This is a genomic window from Ktedonobacter sp. SOSP1-52 (genome assembly GCF_016587395.1).
The window spans coordinates 541,304-556,633 of record NZ_BNJH01000004.1 but is presented as its reverse complement, the minus strand read 5'-3'; the positions used below and the strand labels follow the sequence as shown (position 1 = coordinate 556,633).

The following is a 15,330-nucleotide window of genomic DNA, read 5'->3' as shown; positions in this document are numbered from 1 at the left end:
AGGATAGCACAATAAAATTAGGAGAGATACAAATGTTTGTAGCTGTCAATAAGATTGCCGTTCCCGCCGAGCGTATGCAGGCCATGATGGAGGCTTTTGAACGTGAGGCACCCAGAATGAAGCACTTTAAGGGGTATCTGGGCATGGAGCTGTGGAAAGGCGAAGATAACACCGTGCTCGCCGTTTCCCGCTGGGAATCGAAAGAGGCGATGGAGGAATATACCAATCATCCGATGTTCAAAGAGCATCATGGTGGCGGGAGCACAGGTAGCGGCCAGGGTGAGCGCTCAAGCCTGGTCAGCCACTACGAAGCAAAAGTATTGTAAAAGAAATAGAGAACACATTGTGAACAGAGTCTTCGGCTCTGTTCACAATGTGTTCTCTATTTCTTTTACAAGAGTAGTCGCTAGAAGGGGTGGCGGATGATGATGAAGATCACGATGATCAGCACCACGATGGCCAGTGTGCCCAGCACGAAGAAGAGGGTCTGGCGCCCGAGCTTGACGCCGCCAATGGGCGCGGCGGACTTCAACCTGGCGCGCTCGGCTTCCAGGCGCTCTTTGCGACGGTCGACACGATCCTGGCGCTTCTGGCGCATCTTTTTCAGGCGGTCATCTTCGCTCTCAGGTCCTGTACCCATCTGCTCCATACGTCGGCGCATGGTGCGGTTATAGCTCTCATATTCCTGTTGTTGTTTGGAAGCCTTGTTGTCGATTGGCTGGCGTGGCTGTGTTGATTTGGCTCCCTGTACAGCGGTTCCGCCGATCTGCGCGCTCCTGGTCGTCTTCCTGGATTTCTTGCCGCTGGTAGCGGTTGGTGGGGTGGGCGTGGTCGCAGGTTGGGCGGACACGCTCTCCTGCTTTGGGGCTTTGTTCTCTTTCGCCATGGCGATGTAACTCCTTCAGTTAAGCCTCGATGTTTGCTTTTTGATGACCCATAAATGATCTATAGTATAATGTCGGCCCTGATTATCTCTCATTCATGGCTCCTTGTTCAAGAGGGTAAGAGATCAGGGTTTGGAGAACTGATAGAGCCAGCCTTTGGTCGCGTCAACTGCTAGCTCATAATCGTCAGCCAGATTCTGGCGGATATATGGGACTAAATGCCCAGTCAGTGCATGGCCATTTCTGATAGCTTCCAGATTTGTTCGAGCCTGCTTGGCGAATGCCGCCATAGCGGCGTAGGGATCGGTGAGCAGGGCTTGCAGGCTGGCCCAGAGCGCCCCCAGTTCGCCGCTGACCCTGTGCATCTCATCACTGGGTTCGAGGCGTCCCATAATTTCAATCATAGCAAAAAGCATATCTTCGTCAACCACACCCAGGTGTTCGGCCATCAGGAGTACGCGCAGGGCATGCGCGATGGTCTCATGTTGCATGGCGATATTGAGTTCGGCATCATGACGCATGCCCCGGTCATTGAGATTGGCCGAGCCAACGGTCGCCCAGTAGTCATCGATAATGGCGACCTTGGCATGGACATAGATTGGACGATAGTAGCGCCCCGCCTCTTCCTCCTCCTGGTGATCTGTGGCCAGGGTATAGACCTGGAGTCGGCCCGCGCCAATGGCGCCGGGAGCCAGCTCTTGTAAATAGCTCAGGCCGTCATCGGTAAAGTGGCGTCCCACATTTGGGTGGTCTGGCAGGACGAGCACGATATGGACACCACGTTCTAGGGCGTCCGCCAGGGCCTGCAAGAGCCGTTCCATGTCCTCGTGTGGCGGGCCAAAGGTTGGGTTATCCAGGCCGAGAAAGGTTCGCCGCCATAAGTACTGGTTTTCCAGATAGATGAAGCATTGAGCCTGCCCAATGGCGTGGAGATAGGCCTCGAAAATACTGGCAATACCATCGGGAGCAAAGTCATAGGTTTGGGTAGGGATGGTACGCGTCACCTGAATGGGAATGGCTTCGTGCTTGCGCCTATCGGTGGGTGGCACATCCTTCGAGGGGGCTGGCAGGAGCAGGGCCTCATCAAGCTGCTGGCGATCCACGACAGCGTTCCAGCGTTGGTAGAAGTTATAGGCGACATCCCCGACGGCTGGCCCCTCGAAGCGGAAATGTACATCATGCCAGGAGTGAGGCATCTGCCCGTCCAGGCCCTGACGCAAGAGATTATAGTAAATGTGGCCCTTGGTGTCCCAACGGTCAAAGTCTCCATTGCGCTCGGTCATCAGGTCGATGCCGCCAACGAAGGCGTAGCGATTATCGATGACCACCGTCTTCTGGTGCAACGATTGAATGGGATGGTTGAGCAGGTCGCGGTTGCCATTGTCGGTGAGGCAGCGAATACCGTAGCTCTCAAGCTCTTCTTTTACCTGCTGGGGACCAACCTGTAAGGGTGCCGAGAAGAAGTCCCAGAGCAAGACGCAGACATCGACGCCCTGCCTGGTCACATAGCCGAGTACACTGGTGACGGTCAGGGCCTCGCTTTCCTGCCAGAAGGTGATGGCACTTTCGGAGAGGCCCTTCTTGCGCAGCCAGATAAGTAGCTCTTCTTGTTCGGGGGAGCCATCAGGACCGGCGCGGTGGTGCTTGCCACGAATGATAGGGAGGTTGGGGGTCAGGCCCCAGGCGGCGATATAGATAGAATTTTTCGCGCGTAGAAAGTGGATACACATCTCAAGCATTGTCATACGCCCATCAATGAGAAAGGCGGCGCGATATGCTGTGCTGGGAGAGAAATCGCTGGTGGCCCAGCGCTCCTGTTGCCCGGCTTCTTGCTCATCCTGTGATGGCATACTGGTTGTATTCATACGTATATTTTCGCCAATATATTTCACTACCTAATATGTATTTGCAAAAGCTTGTAGTGCCCAAAAGCTTGTAGTGTCGTGGTGCAGGGGAAGGGCATAGCCAGCCCCCGCACCACGACACTACAAGCTTAGATTGCGTTGGGGACGTCGCAGAAGAGGGTTTCGACCTCAAACTGGCGCTCTAGTAGTGGTCCCAGTGCTTGGATACCGATCTTCTCAGAATTGTAGTGTCCAATCGAGATAAAATTGACGCCCTCCTCGCGCGCGTATGCCTCAGTCGGCTCGTCGGCCTCGCCTGTCAGGAAGGTGTCACAGCCAGCGACTATGGCCTCAAGCAGGTAGCCGGGTCCACCACCAGTCACCACTCCCAGGCGGCGTACCGTCTGGCGTCCATATTCATAGACCAGGGGTTGAGTGCCAGCCGCTTTGGCGATCTCCTCGACCAGTTCGCGCAGGACCGTGCGTTGAGGCGCGGTCCCTATCGCGCCAATGGCCTTACCGCGAGAGCTGGCAAAGTTGACTCCCTCAAGGGTTGTAGCCAGAGCACGTTATTACCTATCTCAGGATGGGCATTGAGGGGGAGGTGATAGCCAAGCAGGGTGATATCGTGCTCAAAGAGGAGCTTGAGACGTCCCTTCATCATGACGCCGATTTCGCGGGGCATATTCTCCCAGAAGAGGCCATGATGGGTAATCAGCATGTCGGCACCCGCGGCGGCGGCCATGCGAAAGCACTCAAGATTTGCGCTCACTCCCAGGGCCACGCGTCTGACCTCTGGCTTGCCGATGACCTGCATGCCATTTGGGCAGTAATCACGGAAGGCGCTGATATTGAGATGCGTATTGAGAAACTGCACAACGTCATCGCGGAGGGCACTCATCGAACGTTCTCGCTTCCTGTTTTTCTTAGGAATTGCATAAGATGTTAAAGCTTTTCGCGCTCAACGAACTCTTTAGCCAGGCTGACCGCACGCTCCTTGTCATCAGAGGCCAGTGCGCCATCAATGACCAGGCTCAGCAGGTACTCTTTTAATGGGCGGAGCCAGGGGCCGGGTCCGCGCTCAAAGAGCTGCATCAGCTCATTGCCATCCAGTGGGCTCTTGATGGGAACACGTTCGGCCTCCTCGCGCAAGCGCTGGCAGCGCTCGGTAAGCTCCGCGACGCGTGCGGTTGCCCGCGCGACCTTGTCAACGCGATAGCTTGTAATATCGGCGCTCGAGAGATCGAGCAGTGTTGGCAGATCGTGATCGGCGTCGAGCATCAGACGGCGTACTGCGCCATCGGTCCAATCGATAGTATAGGCATTAGCGCGCATGTGCAGGCGCACCACGCGGGAGACCGAGTCGATAAACTCGCGGTCAAAGTGCAGGCGCTTGAGTATATCGCGGGCCATGTGCGCGCCGACATCCTCGTGGCCAAAGAAGTGAACCTTGTGATCTTCAACGCTCTTGGTGCGGGGCTTGGCGATATCGTGCAGTAAGCCACACCAGCGATTCTTCAGCTTTGGCTGAGTGCGCTCGACGACGCGCAGCACATGGGCGTATACATCCTTGGAGGAGGCCGCGCGCGGAGTAGGCTGCTGGCTGACGCCACGCAACTCCATGACCTCGGGCATGATATACTCCATCAGCCCGGCCTCTACCAGGAGGTCCAGTCCCTTAGCAGGATGCGCCGAGACCAGGAGCTTGTTCATCTCGTCACGGATACGCTCGCGACTGATCTTCTGCAATTTGTTGGCCTGGCGTTTGATTGACTGCCAGGTCGAAGACTCGATTTCGAAGTCCAGTTGCGCGGCGAAACGAATGGCGCGCAAGAGGCGTAGAGGATCTTCATCGAAGCGTTTATCCGGCTCGTTACCAACGGCGCGTATAATATGCTCCTCAAGGTCCTGGCGTCCCGCAAAGAGATCAATAATGGAGCCATTGAGGGGATCGCGTGCAAGAGCATTAATGGTGAAGTCACGCCGTTGCAGATCTTCCGCCAGATCGGTTCCAAAGCACACCTCTGGCTTACGCGACTCTGGATTATAGCGTTCGCTGCGAAAGGTCGTAATTTCGATAATGTTGTTGCTCTCGTAAATGAGACGTACCGTCCCAAAGCGCTCGCCTACCAGGACGACTGCACTCGGCCGCGTGGGAGCCACCAGGCGTTTGATTTCTTCTGGAAGAGCATCAGTGGCCAGGTCGGCGTCGGCGGACTCGCCACGTTGAAGAAGCACGTCGCGTACCGTCCCACCTACCATATACAGTTGTTTGTGCTGAGCACGAAAATCTTGAGCCAGCCTGATAATAATATCTAGCATGCTAACATCTATGCTTTATTTCTTCTTAATGGAGCCTGCCCGATTCCCCGGCGAAGTGATCCGTGGCCAGGTCAAAGCAGTAAAACTCTACGATTTGAAAATAAGGAAGTCCAACCCAGTTTTGCAATGGGATTATTGTATCATGTTCGGATAGTGACTTAAAAGAGGTTTAGCGCATAGGTTTTTCTCTGGACCCATAGCGAAGACATATTTGGCACGTTAATATTCTGAGGCTTTCTCCTCCTGCGAGAGAGGTAAGCTGTCCAACCAGAGCCGCGCTTCCTTGCTTAATCGATGGTGCTGTTGAGCGAAGAAGGTCGCACTGATATTGCCCAACTGGTGAGCGGTCGCGTAATCTCCCTCAAGGGCCGCGGTACGTGCCAGGCCATAGCGTGCGCGTGCCATAACCTCCTCGCCGATGGCGGGCATTGTGAGCATCTCCTGAAAATAGACGCGTGCGCGCAGTGGTTGCTGGCGACAGCCCTCTAACTTGCCATACTCATAGAGCAGGTTGCAGAGCTGGTGTGGGCGATGAATATCGCGCGCCAGGGCCAGACCCTCTTCCAGGTAGTGTTCGGCGTCCTCGAAGCGCAGGCAGGCCGTCATAGTTGCGCCCAGGCCTGTGAGCATGCTAATGATAGAGCGTTTATTATTCATCAGGCGCGCGCGTACCAGGCCTTCCTGGTAGTATTTCTCGGCCTGAGTATAGTCGCGACGGTTGCGCGCAAGTGTGCCCAGACTTTCCAGGCATTCGCAAATTGAGACGGAATGACCTATTTTGCTGGCTAGAGCCAGGCCTTCACGCAGAAATGGCTCCGCCTTCTCATATTCTCCACACTCATTGGCAACGTAGCCCAGGTTGCCTAGGATAGTGCAGAGGATCTCCTGGGCGTTGATCTGCTGTGCCAGTTCCTGAGCCTCCTGGAAATAGCGCTCGGCCTGGGGAAAGTCTCCCAGCTCACCCAGAACACAGCCAATATTGTTGAGGATATGACACATCTTCTCCCGGTGAGCGATCAGGCTGGCCTGATCGAGGCTCTCAAAGAGCAGTCCCAGGGCTTGTTCATAATCGCCCCGTTCATAGATCAGTGTTCCCAGACGATGAAGGACGTCCGCGAGATGCTCGCCATTGCCGAGGGAGTGCGCGATCTCCAGGCTCTCCCAGGCATACTCCTCGGCCTGCTTATGATGATCCAAACTACCATGAGCCTGGGCCAGCCCAGCAGAATATAGGAGAGCTGTTCCTGGTCGCCCGTGTGACGTGCGTGAAGCATTCCATCTTCTAAATAGGCGATGGATTCGCTGAAGAGGCCCCGACGATGCATAATCGTTCCCAGGTGTGTGAGGAGTCTGCTGATGGCTAACTCATCTTGTTGTTGGCGTGCCAGTTGGAGGCCGCGCTGATAGTACGTCTCAGCCTGGAGATAATTGCCGCGCGTATGGGCGATGCGTCCCAGGTCGCGCAGAAAAACAGTGGCATCCGACAAACGTTGCAGCGAGAGCGCCAGTTCTAGCGCGGTCGAAAAATACTTTTCGGCCTCTGAATAGCGACCACGCACGAAGAGATAGGGGCTGCTGGCCTTGACGCCGCGCAGAAAGGCATCGTGCATCTGGCGGGTATGCGCCAGTTCCAGCGCGATATGAGTGTTACGGCTCTCCTGGTCTAGCAGAGAATAGTCCTGGGTATGCTCCTCCAGGTAGGAGATAAAATACTGCACAAAGCGCGTATAGACCTCGCTATCCTCAAGCAGGACGCGGGCGTAATCGGCGATAGTCTGATGCAGGGTATAGCGATTGGGGCCATTGCTCTCTAGCAGTCCAGCATCCGAAAGCGTATCGAGTACCTCCTGTGAGAGAGCCATGGCCGCCAGCGCGGCCTCCTCGGAGAAGCTATTCGGTTTAGCCGGGAAGACAGAGAGAGCGCGTAAGCCGGTGCGTGCAGGTAGATCGAGCAGGGCGTCGCTGACCTCAATGATGGCCTGGAGTGAGACACGGCTCTCGGGCGTAAGGCTGGTATGCCGGTTAATGAGTGAGCGGGGCTCACTGATTTGCAGGCGTTCTCGCGCGTCGCGCAAGCGCGTGAGAGCCGCGTTGATGCGGCGAGGCTGGCGGCCATACGACTGAATGCGTAAGTATTTGCCTATCAGGGTCAGAGCAAGAGGGAGGCCGCCAACGGAGCGGACCAGTTCCAGCGCGCTCTCGGTCTCGTCCTGGACTACGTGTGGCGCGAGCCGAGCCAGCAGGGCCAGGCCATCATTTTCGGCCAGCTCGTGAACCGGGGTGGTGTTACCAGCGGCAAAATGGAGCGCGATATGGGGAAAGCGAGTGGTCAGCAGAAACGCGCAGTTGGGGCCGCCAATCTGGCAGCTCAGGGCATCTTCGATCTGCCAGACATCATCGATAACAATCAATATGCGGCGCTGCCCAATGGCGAAGCGGATGGCCTGTGCCCAGGACTCACAACTCTCCTTATTAGAGAGGGAGGCCTCATCGACATGCAGGAATGTACCCCAGCGGCTGAGATGTTCCAGGACCTCGGGATGAGGACCAAGCCCGGCCCAGAGAATGCCATCGCTAAAGGTTTGCTGTAGAGAGGGATCATGCGCCAGGGCGACGGCCAGGGAGGTTTTGCCCACACCAGGAAGGCCGTTGAGCGCGACAAACGCCGGACCACGCGTCGTGTCGCTCAGCTGGTCACGAATATGCTGCAAAAGATCATCACGCCCAATGAGTGAGCCATCAATGGCGGATAGAAGAGGGATGGTGGGGTCGAGAATGGGATCTGGTGAGATAGGAAGGACGGGTGATGGTTCGCTATCAATGGCAGGCAGAGCCAGGCTCTCTTCCACAGGCAAGGTCGTGGGCGTCTCCTGAACCAGTCCTAGTTCCTCAGCATTTTTACCAAAGAGTTCACAGAGACGTTCGCGGAAAAATGGGTAAGGGAAAGAAAGCCCTCGTTCCCAGCGACTGACCGTCGCGGGATCGGTGCCAAGTTCTTGTGCTACCCTGGATTGTGACCAGCCACGTAGCTCGCGCTCGCGCCGTAAGCGCTGATTTGGTTTCATGCCTGTCACCCCTAAGATCTTATTCCGAACCCCAACGTCACTGCCGTGACTAGCGCTTCGCCCATTCGGGGACACGCGCGCTCAGGGTTTTCGGATAAGAGTATGTCAAAACGCAGGCCCCATGGGTGCAAATACTCTGCTTATTGGGATTTATAAAATAATGCAGGCAACGTGCGAGAGTTTGTAAATCAAGCACATCCTTATAAGGAACGTCGCAAAGTTGTTATGTAGTTGTCTAGTAGTTGTCATTGTACCAGATAATACTGTATATGCATAATTAGGTAGGGGAGACATAGGTAAAAAGGTTTACGTACAAATGGGGTAAAGAGAGTAAAAGGAAGTCAAACATGAGTAAACTCGTGATGATCATTGATGACTCTCCTACGGTACGGAAGATCGTCGAGATAAGTTTGCGCCGCGAAGGTTTTCGTGTTGCAGCATTCAATGATGGCGTCGAGGCATTGCAGGCAGTGACGAATCGTGAATTGGAGCGCATTCCAGATCTGGTCATCCTGGACATTGATTTGCCCAAGATGAATGGCTATGAAATTGCACGGTATTTAAGATCGAAGTCTGCCTGGAGCAATACGCCGATTATTATGCTGTCGCGGCATAATGGCGTTGTAGACCGCTTGAAGGCGCGCCTGGCTGGTGTTCAGACGTACCTATCGAAGCCATTTACGACCCAGACGATTCGCGAAGCCGTCAACGCAAGCTTAAAATTAACCCGAGAGGCGCAAGCTGTATAAAAGCGCCCAGGCGCTTATTGTTTTAAGCTTAGTAGTTTATTAAGCTATCACATAGCTACGGCGAAGAGACTATTTTCTAACCCAACCCGCCTCGCATCACCGGGCAAGCCGAGGAAACTCTCCTCGGCTTGCCTCTATATGTTTGTATGGAATCTTTCTTGCTTCAGGCTCCCATAGCCATTTTTTGCTATAAAGGCCCTTCTGGATTGATATTGCTTGACTAGAACCTATCTTCTGGTATACTTAGGAAAATATGTTCTAGAACTCTGCTAGAAAGGAGGAAGGGTCATTGGATACTATGCAGACAAGAAGGGAGCCACGTCCGCTGATGTATGATCCAGCAGAAGAAGATGACGCTATCTACGAAACCCGGTCGAGGACAAGTACACGGAGGTATCGCTCAAACCCGCCGACACGTGAGCGCAATACGCGCGACGATGTCATGATTGATCGCAAGGCTGTTCCCCAGCGCAGGCGCTCGGGTCAGACACGAGAGATGCCTATGGTTGAGGTTCCCGTCCGTGAGTCACGCGACCTGAAGCGTGAGCGTCCAAAGGCAAAAAAGGGCAATCCCGCCCTTTTGATTATGGTCATTGGCATGGCCTGTACCGTGTTATTGATTCTCGGGATGAGCACGCTGGCTTCCTGGTGGCATGTTTACCAGGATGATCTGCACTATGGTCGCCCGCGAACATCTCAGTTTGACGCCGTGGTTGGCCACAATGATAGCGCACAAAATAAAACTCATTTCGTCATTATCAATCTAAATCGTCGCATCCAGATTATCGAGATTCCTGGTGGCGATCCCTCAAAGTCACGTATGTTTACTGGCCCCTCGCTCGTGGGGGCTGGTCAGGATCTCACACCCGCCTGGGGTGAGGCCGACAAAGACGTGAACGGCGATGGAAAACCCGACTTAATCGTGCATGTGCTTGATCAGCAATTCATTTTTCTCAATGATGGATCTACTTTTCACCAACAGCACTGATTAATTTCTTCTTTTTATAACCTGACACCCCCTTTGGGATGCCAGGTTTTTTCAGGGGCTGGCAGGGTGTGTTATTGTGCAAAAATAAAGTTTACTATGAATTATGTTATTGACTTATGTGCCTGTGCTTTAATAGAGTATATGACGTGACCGGGCTAATGGCCCGGTCACGTCATATACTCTATACTCTAATTACCCCGCCTTAATATGTATAGTTTACAATAGTACAGAGTTAGAAATGCATACAGAGAGGTGAATATGAGTGAAGGAACGCATGAGGCGGCCCTCTATTTCTGGGCGATTGGAGATATGCACTACCGTGCCATGCCGGCCTGGCACGAGGTGCACGAGCAGCGTTTGCAGTTAATGTTTGTTGATCTGCGCGCGCTCTGGCAGGAGGAGGGGGAGCCTGCCTTCTGTGCCGCCCCGGGTGATCTGGTGGAGACCTGCGCGCCCGCTAACTATGAGCTTGCCCGGACCTGCCTTACTCGAGAGCTGGGCGATATTCCTTTCTATCCGGGTGTGGGCAATCATGAATTTCATGGCCCCGATGGCGAAGATCCAGCCACTATGCTAGAGACTTTTCATCACTTCTGGCAGCGGCCCCCGCGCTATAGCTGGCAGGTGGGAGGCGTCACCTGCATTATGCTCGACTACCCAGATCCACATATGCTTCAGGACCCGGCCTATGTCTATGTCTCACGTGAGACGTTGGCGTTCCTGGACGAGACCTTGATGGCTTCTCGCGGGAAACCAGCCGCTATCTTCTTTCATGCCCCGCTGCGCAACACCGTCCTGGACCGCGACCCACATGTCGGTCGTGACTATAACTCTATGCAGAACTTCTTCTCGCCCGAGAACTCGCAGGCCGTGCGTGATATCCTGGCGCGCCACGACCGGACCTGCCTCTTTCTCAGCGGGCATACCCATACTGGCTGGGAGGCTCCGGGTCTCGTCAAGAGCGAGCAGTTGGGGCAGAACACGGTGACCTTTGTCAACCTCATGTCGCCCTGGTATACAGGGAATCAAGGCGCGGTCCGTATTGATAAGGAGCTGCAAACCGTGACCTATGTCCCCGATGAGCCGGATGTAGTGGTGAGTTTCGCCTTTCAGATAAGAGGGGAAGAGGCGCTGATCCGTGCGCGTGAGCACCACTCCCGGCGTTGGCTCAAAGAGTGGCGCGTGAGTATACGCTAAACAAGGTTTGCTTATTTTACTGTTCGCCTGGGAGAGCGTATTCCCTGCCTCGCACGAGTCACTTTTTCTTCCTCCTCGAGTCCAAGGAGATGATGCACAATATAGAGGGGGCGTGCGCGTACCTCATCGTAGATACGTCCCAGGTATTCTCCGATGATGCCGAGAAAAATGAGCTGTATGCCTCCCATAAAGAGCACCATAATCAGGGTCGAAGCCTGTCCTACAATTGCATCCGTGAAGAGACGTAGCGCAATCGCAATAATAATGCCTATCAGGCTTAAGAAAGCCAGGATCATGCCGAAGGTAGTCGCGATTTGCAAGGGTAGGTGACTGAAGCTGGTAATTGCATCCATTGAGAAGCGGAGCATTTTCTGGAATGGATATTTGGTTGTTCCGGCGAAGCGCTCATGGCGGTCATAAAGAACGGCCTCCTGGCGAAAACCAACCCAGGCTGAGAGGCCGCGCATAAAGCGATGATGCTCACGCATGGAGATCAGGGCATCCACAACGTGACGATCCAGCAGGCGAAAATCACCTACATTGCGTGGAATCTCGACAGAGGTGATGCGGCTAATGAGGCGGTAAAAAAGCGAGGCGGTGATAAGCTTGAATTTTGTCTCGCCATCGCGTTTGGCGCGTTGAGCATATACGACCTCGGCTCCCGCCTTCCAACGTTCAATCAGCTGTAGAATGACTTCGGGTGGATCTTGTAGATCGGAGTCAATAATAACCACAGCCTGTCCCTGAGCGTAGTCGAGTCCCGCTGAGATCGCAACCTGGTGCCCAAAGTTGCGCGAGAAATCAACTACGCGCACGCGAGTGTCTTGCCGATGAAGTGACTGCAAAATCTGGTAAGAGTTATCGCGACTACCATCATTGATCAAAACTAGCTCGAATGGTTCCTGTAACTGTTCCATAACAGCTACAACCCGAGCGTAAAAGTGGGGAATGGTCTCTTCCTCGTTAAAGACCGGAGCAACAATTGAATACGTTAGTTGGGTGGTAGGTGGTGTAGTTGAACTTTCTTCTTGTTGGACAACCATTGTACGTTTTTCTCCTCGTACCTTTAGGCCTTTTTCTTTCTTAGCAAGTAGCCTTTCAGGCATAAGTTTACCATGATATTTCTAGCTATGATAGTAGTGGGAGGTTTTTACTGTTGGAGCTGGGCACACCTGTTTCTTAAAACAAGAAGAAGCCTGTGGAGAACACTCCACAGGCTTCTCACCACCACCTCTCATCACCACCCGTTCCGGTTTCTATTAAGAAGAATGTGCATGCCTGGCTCTTCCACTTCCCACTTTCCCCAATATCCATCTATTTGGCTCAGATAGATAGTGGCATACCCATTCGCACCCCTGGTGCCGGTACCTTTGCGACCCCTCATCAATCCCCACCCCCAGGTACCTGAGCAAAACACCCTTACCACGTAAGCACCACTACTTCTTATCCACAAACCAATGCCATTATTGTGGCGAGCGCTCCGCGCTTAGGTTTCCGGATAGGTCGTAGACAAGAAGACCACCACGAGACCAATTATCCCTCTCTTACCACTTACAGAGTTCGACTATGTCCTATGACTGACCACCTGCATCGCACCATATCGCCTACCCTGACGCCTGACATCTTCCGCAACCACATGGTCTCCCACTTCCAGGCTCCCCACTGCATCATCAAAAGTGCATATAATGCGATCCACCACCTTAAGCAACGCCTATCTCATCTACATATCCCCACGCTCCACCTTGGCGCTGTCTCCCCGGCCGTTCTCCGATTATCCCACCTATTGGTCAGATATTTTACCTGATGCGACGCTAAAGCCCCAACGTTGATGTCTGGGGAGGAAGCGCCGCCTACGCAGCAGATTTCCCCTTGCAGGGGAGTCGTTTTTGTCGGAACGACTCCAAACCCCTCTCCTCAGCTTGCGCCTTGGAGGTAAGGTTGGCCTCGACAAAGATATCGGTCGGTACTATCTCTTGAGCACTGCTTTAACCCCGCTATCGCTGGTTAACTCAAGAGTTCTAGAGCAGCGAGCTGGCCTCGCACCCGCAGGTAGGAACGTAAACGCTTACCGATATCGTAGCCCGATAGCCTTGATGATTCTATCCATCAAGTTTGCCCTGGCTGAGTCTGCTCAGGATAGTGAATGTGCCTAACCTCCCCAAAAAGGAGGAACAGAGACACGTCTTAGCGAAAACTAGGAGAAAAGACCCTTACTTTCGCTATGGGGTTCCTGACCAGGGGTTTCCTCTTTTCCGTTACGACAATACTATAACATGAAGTGATGACGAAGCAATGAATTGATAAACGTGTATGATGAATAGTATTTCATAGTATTGGCAAAAGCAACGAAAAGAATAATTACAGTTTTTTCATCTTCTGCCAATCCTGGGAGAAACGCTCGACGGCGGCCTCGGACTCCGGGTCTGTGACCATCTCCAGTAATACCTCGGGTGCCACGGTCAGGTCGTGCGCACCGGCCAGGAGCGCGGATGCAGCCTCTAACGGTGTTTTGATGCTGGCCGCGAGGATGCGTGAGGGGAGAGCGGACTGCGTAAGAAGTTGCGCCATGCAATGGATACGCTGGCTGGCGTCAACCCCAGCGCGCGTTAAACGATTATAGTAGGGGATGATATAATCTGCGGGAACCATGGCGGCACTGTAGGTCTGGGCCAGCGAGGTGACGGCGGTAAAGGCGATGCGTCGTCCCTGCTGCTTAAGCTGCCGGGCAACACGCATTCCGCTCTGTGTCAGCGGAATCTTCGGAACGACTCGCTCGGGGGCGGCGTTGATATACGTAAGCGCCTCACGTAGCACCTCTTCAGCCACGCTTGCTCCTGGCTGGATAAAAATAGTCTCGCTGGATAGCTGGCGCAGAAGTTCTTCCAGGAGAGCCTGGGGGCTCAGGGTTTGACCGCGTTGGCGTGCGGTGAGCATCAACGTTGGGTTAGTCGTCACTCCCGCTATGGGGACGACTCGCGCAACGGCTATAATATCATCGAGAAAAGCACTATCAATGTAAAGGGCCATAGCTATGAAACTCCAATCTTCTTTACTTGATGCAACCGTTCGCCTCGCGGGGCATGAGTCTGTACTTGTCCTTAATTCCGCGCTCGATCCTTATGTACGCCGCCTAGTAGAGGGGCGCCAAACACAGCAGATCCAGGATGTGCGCTTGGTTCTCGCTGAAGATTCGATTGCCAATGCTGAGGCCAGCATGCATATCGCTCCTGAGCGCGTGCAGCATGTGGCTTTTCATGATTATATCTTATCCCACGATGCGGGTGAGGTAGAGGTTGCGCTGATGAATCTTCTCTACCAGCCATCTAACGCCTGGATGATATATGGCTTGCGCGTCGCGGCCCACGCGCTACGCAAAGGCGGCAGGCTCTACGTGGCTGGCGCGAAGGAGCGAGGAATTCTGACCATTGGCAAGCATATGCAGGCGATCTTTGGCAACTGTGAGACCCTGGAAATTAGCAAGGGGCAACGTGTGCTCTGTTCGGTGAAGGAGGACAATCCACTCACCAGTGAGAAGGCTTCTGAGGTGTTGAAGGTCTTCGCGGAGAATCAACTAGATGAGGGGACGCGCCTGCTGCTGGATGCGCTAGAGGTGAAGCCCACTGACCAGGCTATTGACCTGGGGTGTGGCGCGGGTTTTATTGGCCTGCATATCGCGCGTCTTGCAACTAGGGGCCGGGTCACAATGGTGGACGTTAGCCTGGCGGCTGTGGCGACCTCTCGGCAACAGGCCGCTGAGCAGGGCTTAACCAATGTCCGTATCCTGCCCAGTGATGGGGCGCTCGCCGTCTATACAGAGCAGTTCGATCTCGTGGCAACGAATCCCCCTTTTCATCAGGGGGGCCTGCAAACAACCGAGATTGCCGAGCGCTTTATCCGCGAGTCCGCGCATATTTTGCGTCCAACGGGACGCCTCTACCTGGTTGCCAATCGCTTTTTGAAATATGAGCCTGTGCTACACGCACATTTTCACGCCTTCGAGGAGGTTGGCGGTAATACCAAATTCAAGGTGCTGTATGCGCATGGCTTACGCACGCGCTAAGCGAGTGCTACCAGGGCTGTGAAGATGCCTCGCAAAGACGAACGCGCGTATACTAAAAATATTCTTTTCGATGAGGTACAATATAATAACATATTATGCAAACGCAACGTCAGTGGCTCATAGATGTGGGTGGTGTGGTTCTGGCTTGCCGAAGGCAAGCCAGAACCACACCACCCACACCAAAAGAAGCGCCGCAGGTGCTGAGAAGTGGTGGGGCCAGG

At 54.0% G+C, this 15,330-nt stretch carries 15 protein-coding genes; 6 read left to right on the top strand and 9 right to left on the bottom strand.

Going from position 1 to position 15,330, the window contains the following annotated elements; translation table 11 throughout:
• The first annotated feature begins 32 nt into the window (after positions 1-32).
• On the top strand, positions 33-326 hold the full coding sequence (locus tag JMJ16_RS37560; protein WP_201370389.1) for an antibiotic biosynthesis monooxygenase: 294 nt from the start codon (positions 33-35) through the stop codon (positions 324-326).
• Between the two features lie 80 nt (positions 327-406).
• Here the strand turns inward: JMJ16_RS37560 and JMJ16_RS37555 are convergent, their stop codons facing one another.
• The 7 genes from JMJ16_RS37555 to JMJ16_RS37525 all read right to left on the bottom strand — a co-directional run bounded on the left by JMJ16_RS37555 (position 407) and on the right by JMJ16_RS37525 (position 8,115).
• The gene (locus JMJ16_RS37555; protein WP_201389862.1) at positions 407-886 is read right to left on the bottom strand and encodes a hypothetical protein; all 480 of its coding nucleotides are present in this window, start codon (positions 884-886) and stop codon (positions 407-409) included.
• 123 nt (positions 887-1,009) lie between these two features.
• Positions 1,010-2,749, bottom strand: coding sequence for a phospholipase D-like domain-containing protein (locus JMJ16_RS37550; protein ID WP_201389861.1), 1,740 nt, complete (start codon positions 2,747-2,749; stop codon positions 1,010-1,012).
• A gap of 128 nt (positions 2,750-2,877) precedes the next feature.
• Positions 2,878-3,195, bottom strand: coding sequence for a Nif3-like dinuclear metal center hexameric protein (locus JMJ16_RS56220; protein WP_255553282.1), 318 nt, complete (start codon positions 3,193-3,195; stop codon positions 2,878-2,880).
• A 32-nt stretch (positions 3,196-3,227) separates the two neighbouring features.
• Positions 3,228-3,629 (bottom strand): Nif3-like dinuclear metal center hexameric protein, encoded by a 402-nt coding sequence (locus JMJ16_RS56215; RefSeq protein ID WP_201389860.1) that lies wholly within the window; start codon positions 3,627-3,629, stop codon positions 3,228-3,230.
• A 44-nt stretch (positions 3,630-3,673) separates the two neighbouring features.
• Entirely contained in the window at positions 3,674-5,050 is a 1,377-nt protein-coding gene (locus JMJ16_RS37535; protein WP_007908735.1) for a CCA tRNA nucleotidyltransferase, read from the bottom strand.
• A 219-nt stretch (positions 5,051-5,269) separates the two neighbouring features.
• Entirely contained in the window at positions 5,270-6,247 is a 978-nt protein-coding gene (locus tag JMJ16_RS37530) for a tetratricopeptide repeat protein (protein ID WP_201389859.1), read from the bottom strand.
• Positions 6,136-8,115: a helix-turn-helix domain-containing protein gene (locus tag JMJ16_RS37525; RefSeq protein WP_201389858.1), complete on the bottom strand. Its 1,980-nt coding sequence runs from the start codon at positions 8,113-8,115 to the stop codon at positions 6,136-6,138. Before JMJ16_RS37525 ends, JMJ16_RS37530 begins: the two co-directional genes overlap by 112 nt.
• A gap of 347 nt (positions 8,116-8,462) precedes the next feature.
• On the opposite strand from JMJ16_RS37525, the gene JMJ16_RS37520 reads away from it, so the two are divergent.
• The 3 genes from JMJ16_RS37520 to JMJ16_RS37510 all read left to right on the top strand — a co-directional run bounded on the left by JMJ16_RS37520 (position 8,463) and on the right by JMJ16_RS37510 (position 11,049).
• Positions 8,463-8,864: a response regulator gene (locus tag JMJ16_RS37520; protein WP_201370394.1), complete on the top strand. Its 402-nt coding sequence runs from the start codon at positions 8,463-8,465 to the stop codon at positions 8,862-8,864.
• 289 nt (positions 8,865-9,153) lie between these two features.
• Entirely contained in the window at positions 9,154-9,852 is a 699-nt protein-coding gene (locus tag JMJ16_RS37515; RefSeq protein WP_201381381.1) for a hypothetical protein, read from the top strand.
• Between the two features lie 258 nt (positions 9,853-10,110).
• Entirely contained in the window at positions 10,111-11,049 is a 939-nt protein-coding gene (locus JMJ16_RS37510; RefSeq protein ID WP_201389857.1) for a metallophosphoesterase, read from the top strand.
• A gap of 11 nt (positions 11,050-11,060) precedes the next feature.
• Here JMJ16_RS37510 and JMJ16_RS37505 read toward each other — a convergent pair whose 3' ends face one another.
• Positions 11,061-12,092 carry a glycosyltransferase family 2 protein gene (locus tag JMJ16_RS37505; protein WP_201389856.1) on the bottom strand — a complete coding sequence of 344 codons (1,032 nt, stop codon included), beginning with the start codon at positions 12,090-12,092 and terminating at the stop codon, positions 11,061-11,063.
• A gap of 843 nt (positions 12,093-12,935) precedes the next feature.
• On the opposite strand from JMJ16_RS37505, the gene JMJ16_RS37500 reads away from it, so the two are divergent.
• Positions 12,936-13,202, top strand: a complete 267-nt coding sequence (locus tag JMJ16_RS37500) for a hypothetical protein (protein WP_201389854.1) — start codon at positions 12,936-12,938, stop codon at positions 13,200-13,202.
• A 205-nt stretch (positions 13,203-13,407) separates the two neighbouring features.
• On the opposite strand, the gene JMJ16_RS37495 is transcribed toward JMJ16_RS37500, so the two are convergent.
• Complete coding sequence (locus JMJ16_RS37495; RefSeq protein ID WP_201389853.1) at positions 13,408-14,076, bottom strand: transaldolase family protein; 669 nt, start codon at positions 14,074-14,076, stop codon at positions 13,408-13,410.
• Between the two features lie 4 nt (positions 14,077-14,080).
• Here JMJ16_RS37495 and JMJ16_RS37490 point away from each other — a divergent pair, with 4 nt between their 5' ends.
• Positions 14,081-15,109, top strand: a complete 1,029-nt coding sequence (locus tag JMJ16_RS37490; protein ID WP_201389852.1) for a class I SAM-dependent methyltransferase — start codon at positions 14,081-14,083, stop codon at positions 15,107-15,109.
• Positions 15,110-15,330 lie beyond the last annotated feature (221 nt).

Coding starts and splice junctions, on each gene's coding strand:
- JMJ16_RS37560 (WP_201370389.1), top strand. CDS start 33: ATGTTTGTAGCTGTCAATAAGATTGCCGTTCCCGCCGAGCGTATGCAG.
- JMJ16_RS37555 (WP_201389862.1), bottom strand. CDS start 886: ATGGCGAAAGAGAACAAAGCCCCAAAGCAGGAGAGCGTGTCCGCCCAA.
- JMJ16_RS37550 (WP_201389861.1), bottom strand. CDS start 2,749: ATGAATACAACCAGTATGCCATCACAGGATGAGCAAGAAGCCGGGCAA.
- JMJ16_RS56215 (WP_201389860.1), bottom strand. CDS start 3,629: ATGAGTGCCCTCCGCGATGACGTTGTGCAGTTTCTCAATACGCATCTC.
- JMJ16_RS37535 (WP_007908735.1), bottom strand. CDS start 5,050: ATGCTAGATATTATTATCAGGCTGGCTCAAGATTTTCGTGCTCAGCAC.
- JMJ16_RS37525 (WP_201389858.1), bottom strand. CDS start 8,115: ATGAAACCAAATCAGCGCTTACGGCGCGAGCGCGAGCTACGTGGCTGG.
- JMJ16_RS37520 (WP_201370394.1), top strand. CDS start 8,463: ATGAGTAAACTCGTGATGATCATTGATGACTCTCCTACGGTACGGAAG.
- JMJ16_RS37510 (WP_201389857.1), top strand. CDS start 10,111: ATGAGTGAAGGAACGCATGAGGCGGCCCTCTATTTCTGGGCGATTGGA.
- JMJ16_RS37505 (WP_201389856.1), bottom strand. CDS start 12,092: ATGGTTGTCCAACAAGAAGAAAGTTCAACTACACCACCTACCACCCAA.
- JMJ16_RS37495 (WP_201389853.1), bottom strand. CDS start 14,076: ATGGCCCTTTACATTGATAGTGCTTTTCTCGATGATATTATAGCCGTT.
- JMJ16_RS37490 (WP_201389852.1), top strand. CDS start 14,081: ATGAAACTCCAATCTTCTTTACTTGATGCAACCGTTCGCCTCGCGGGG.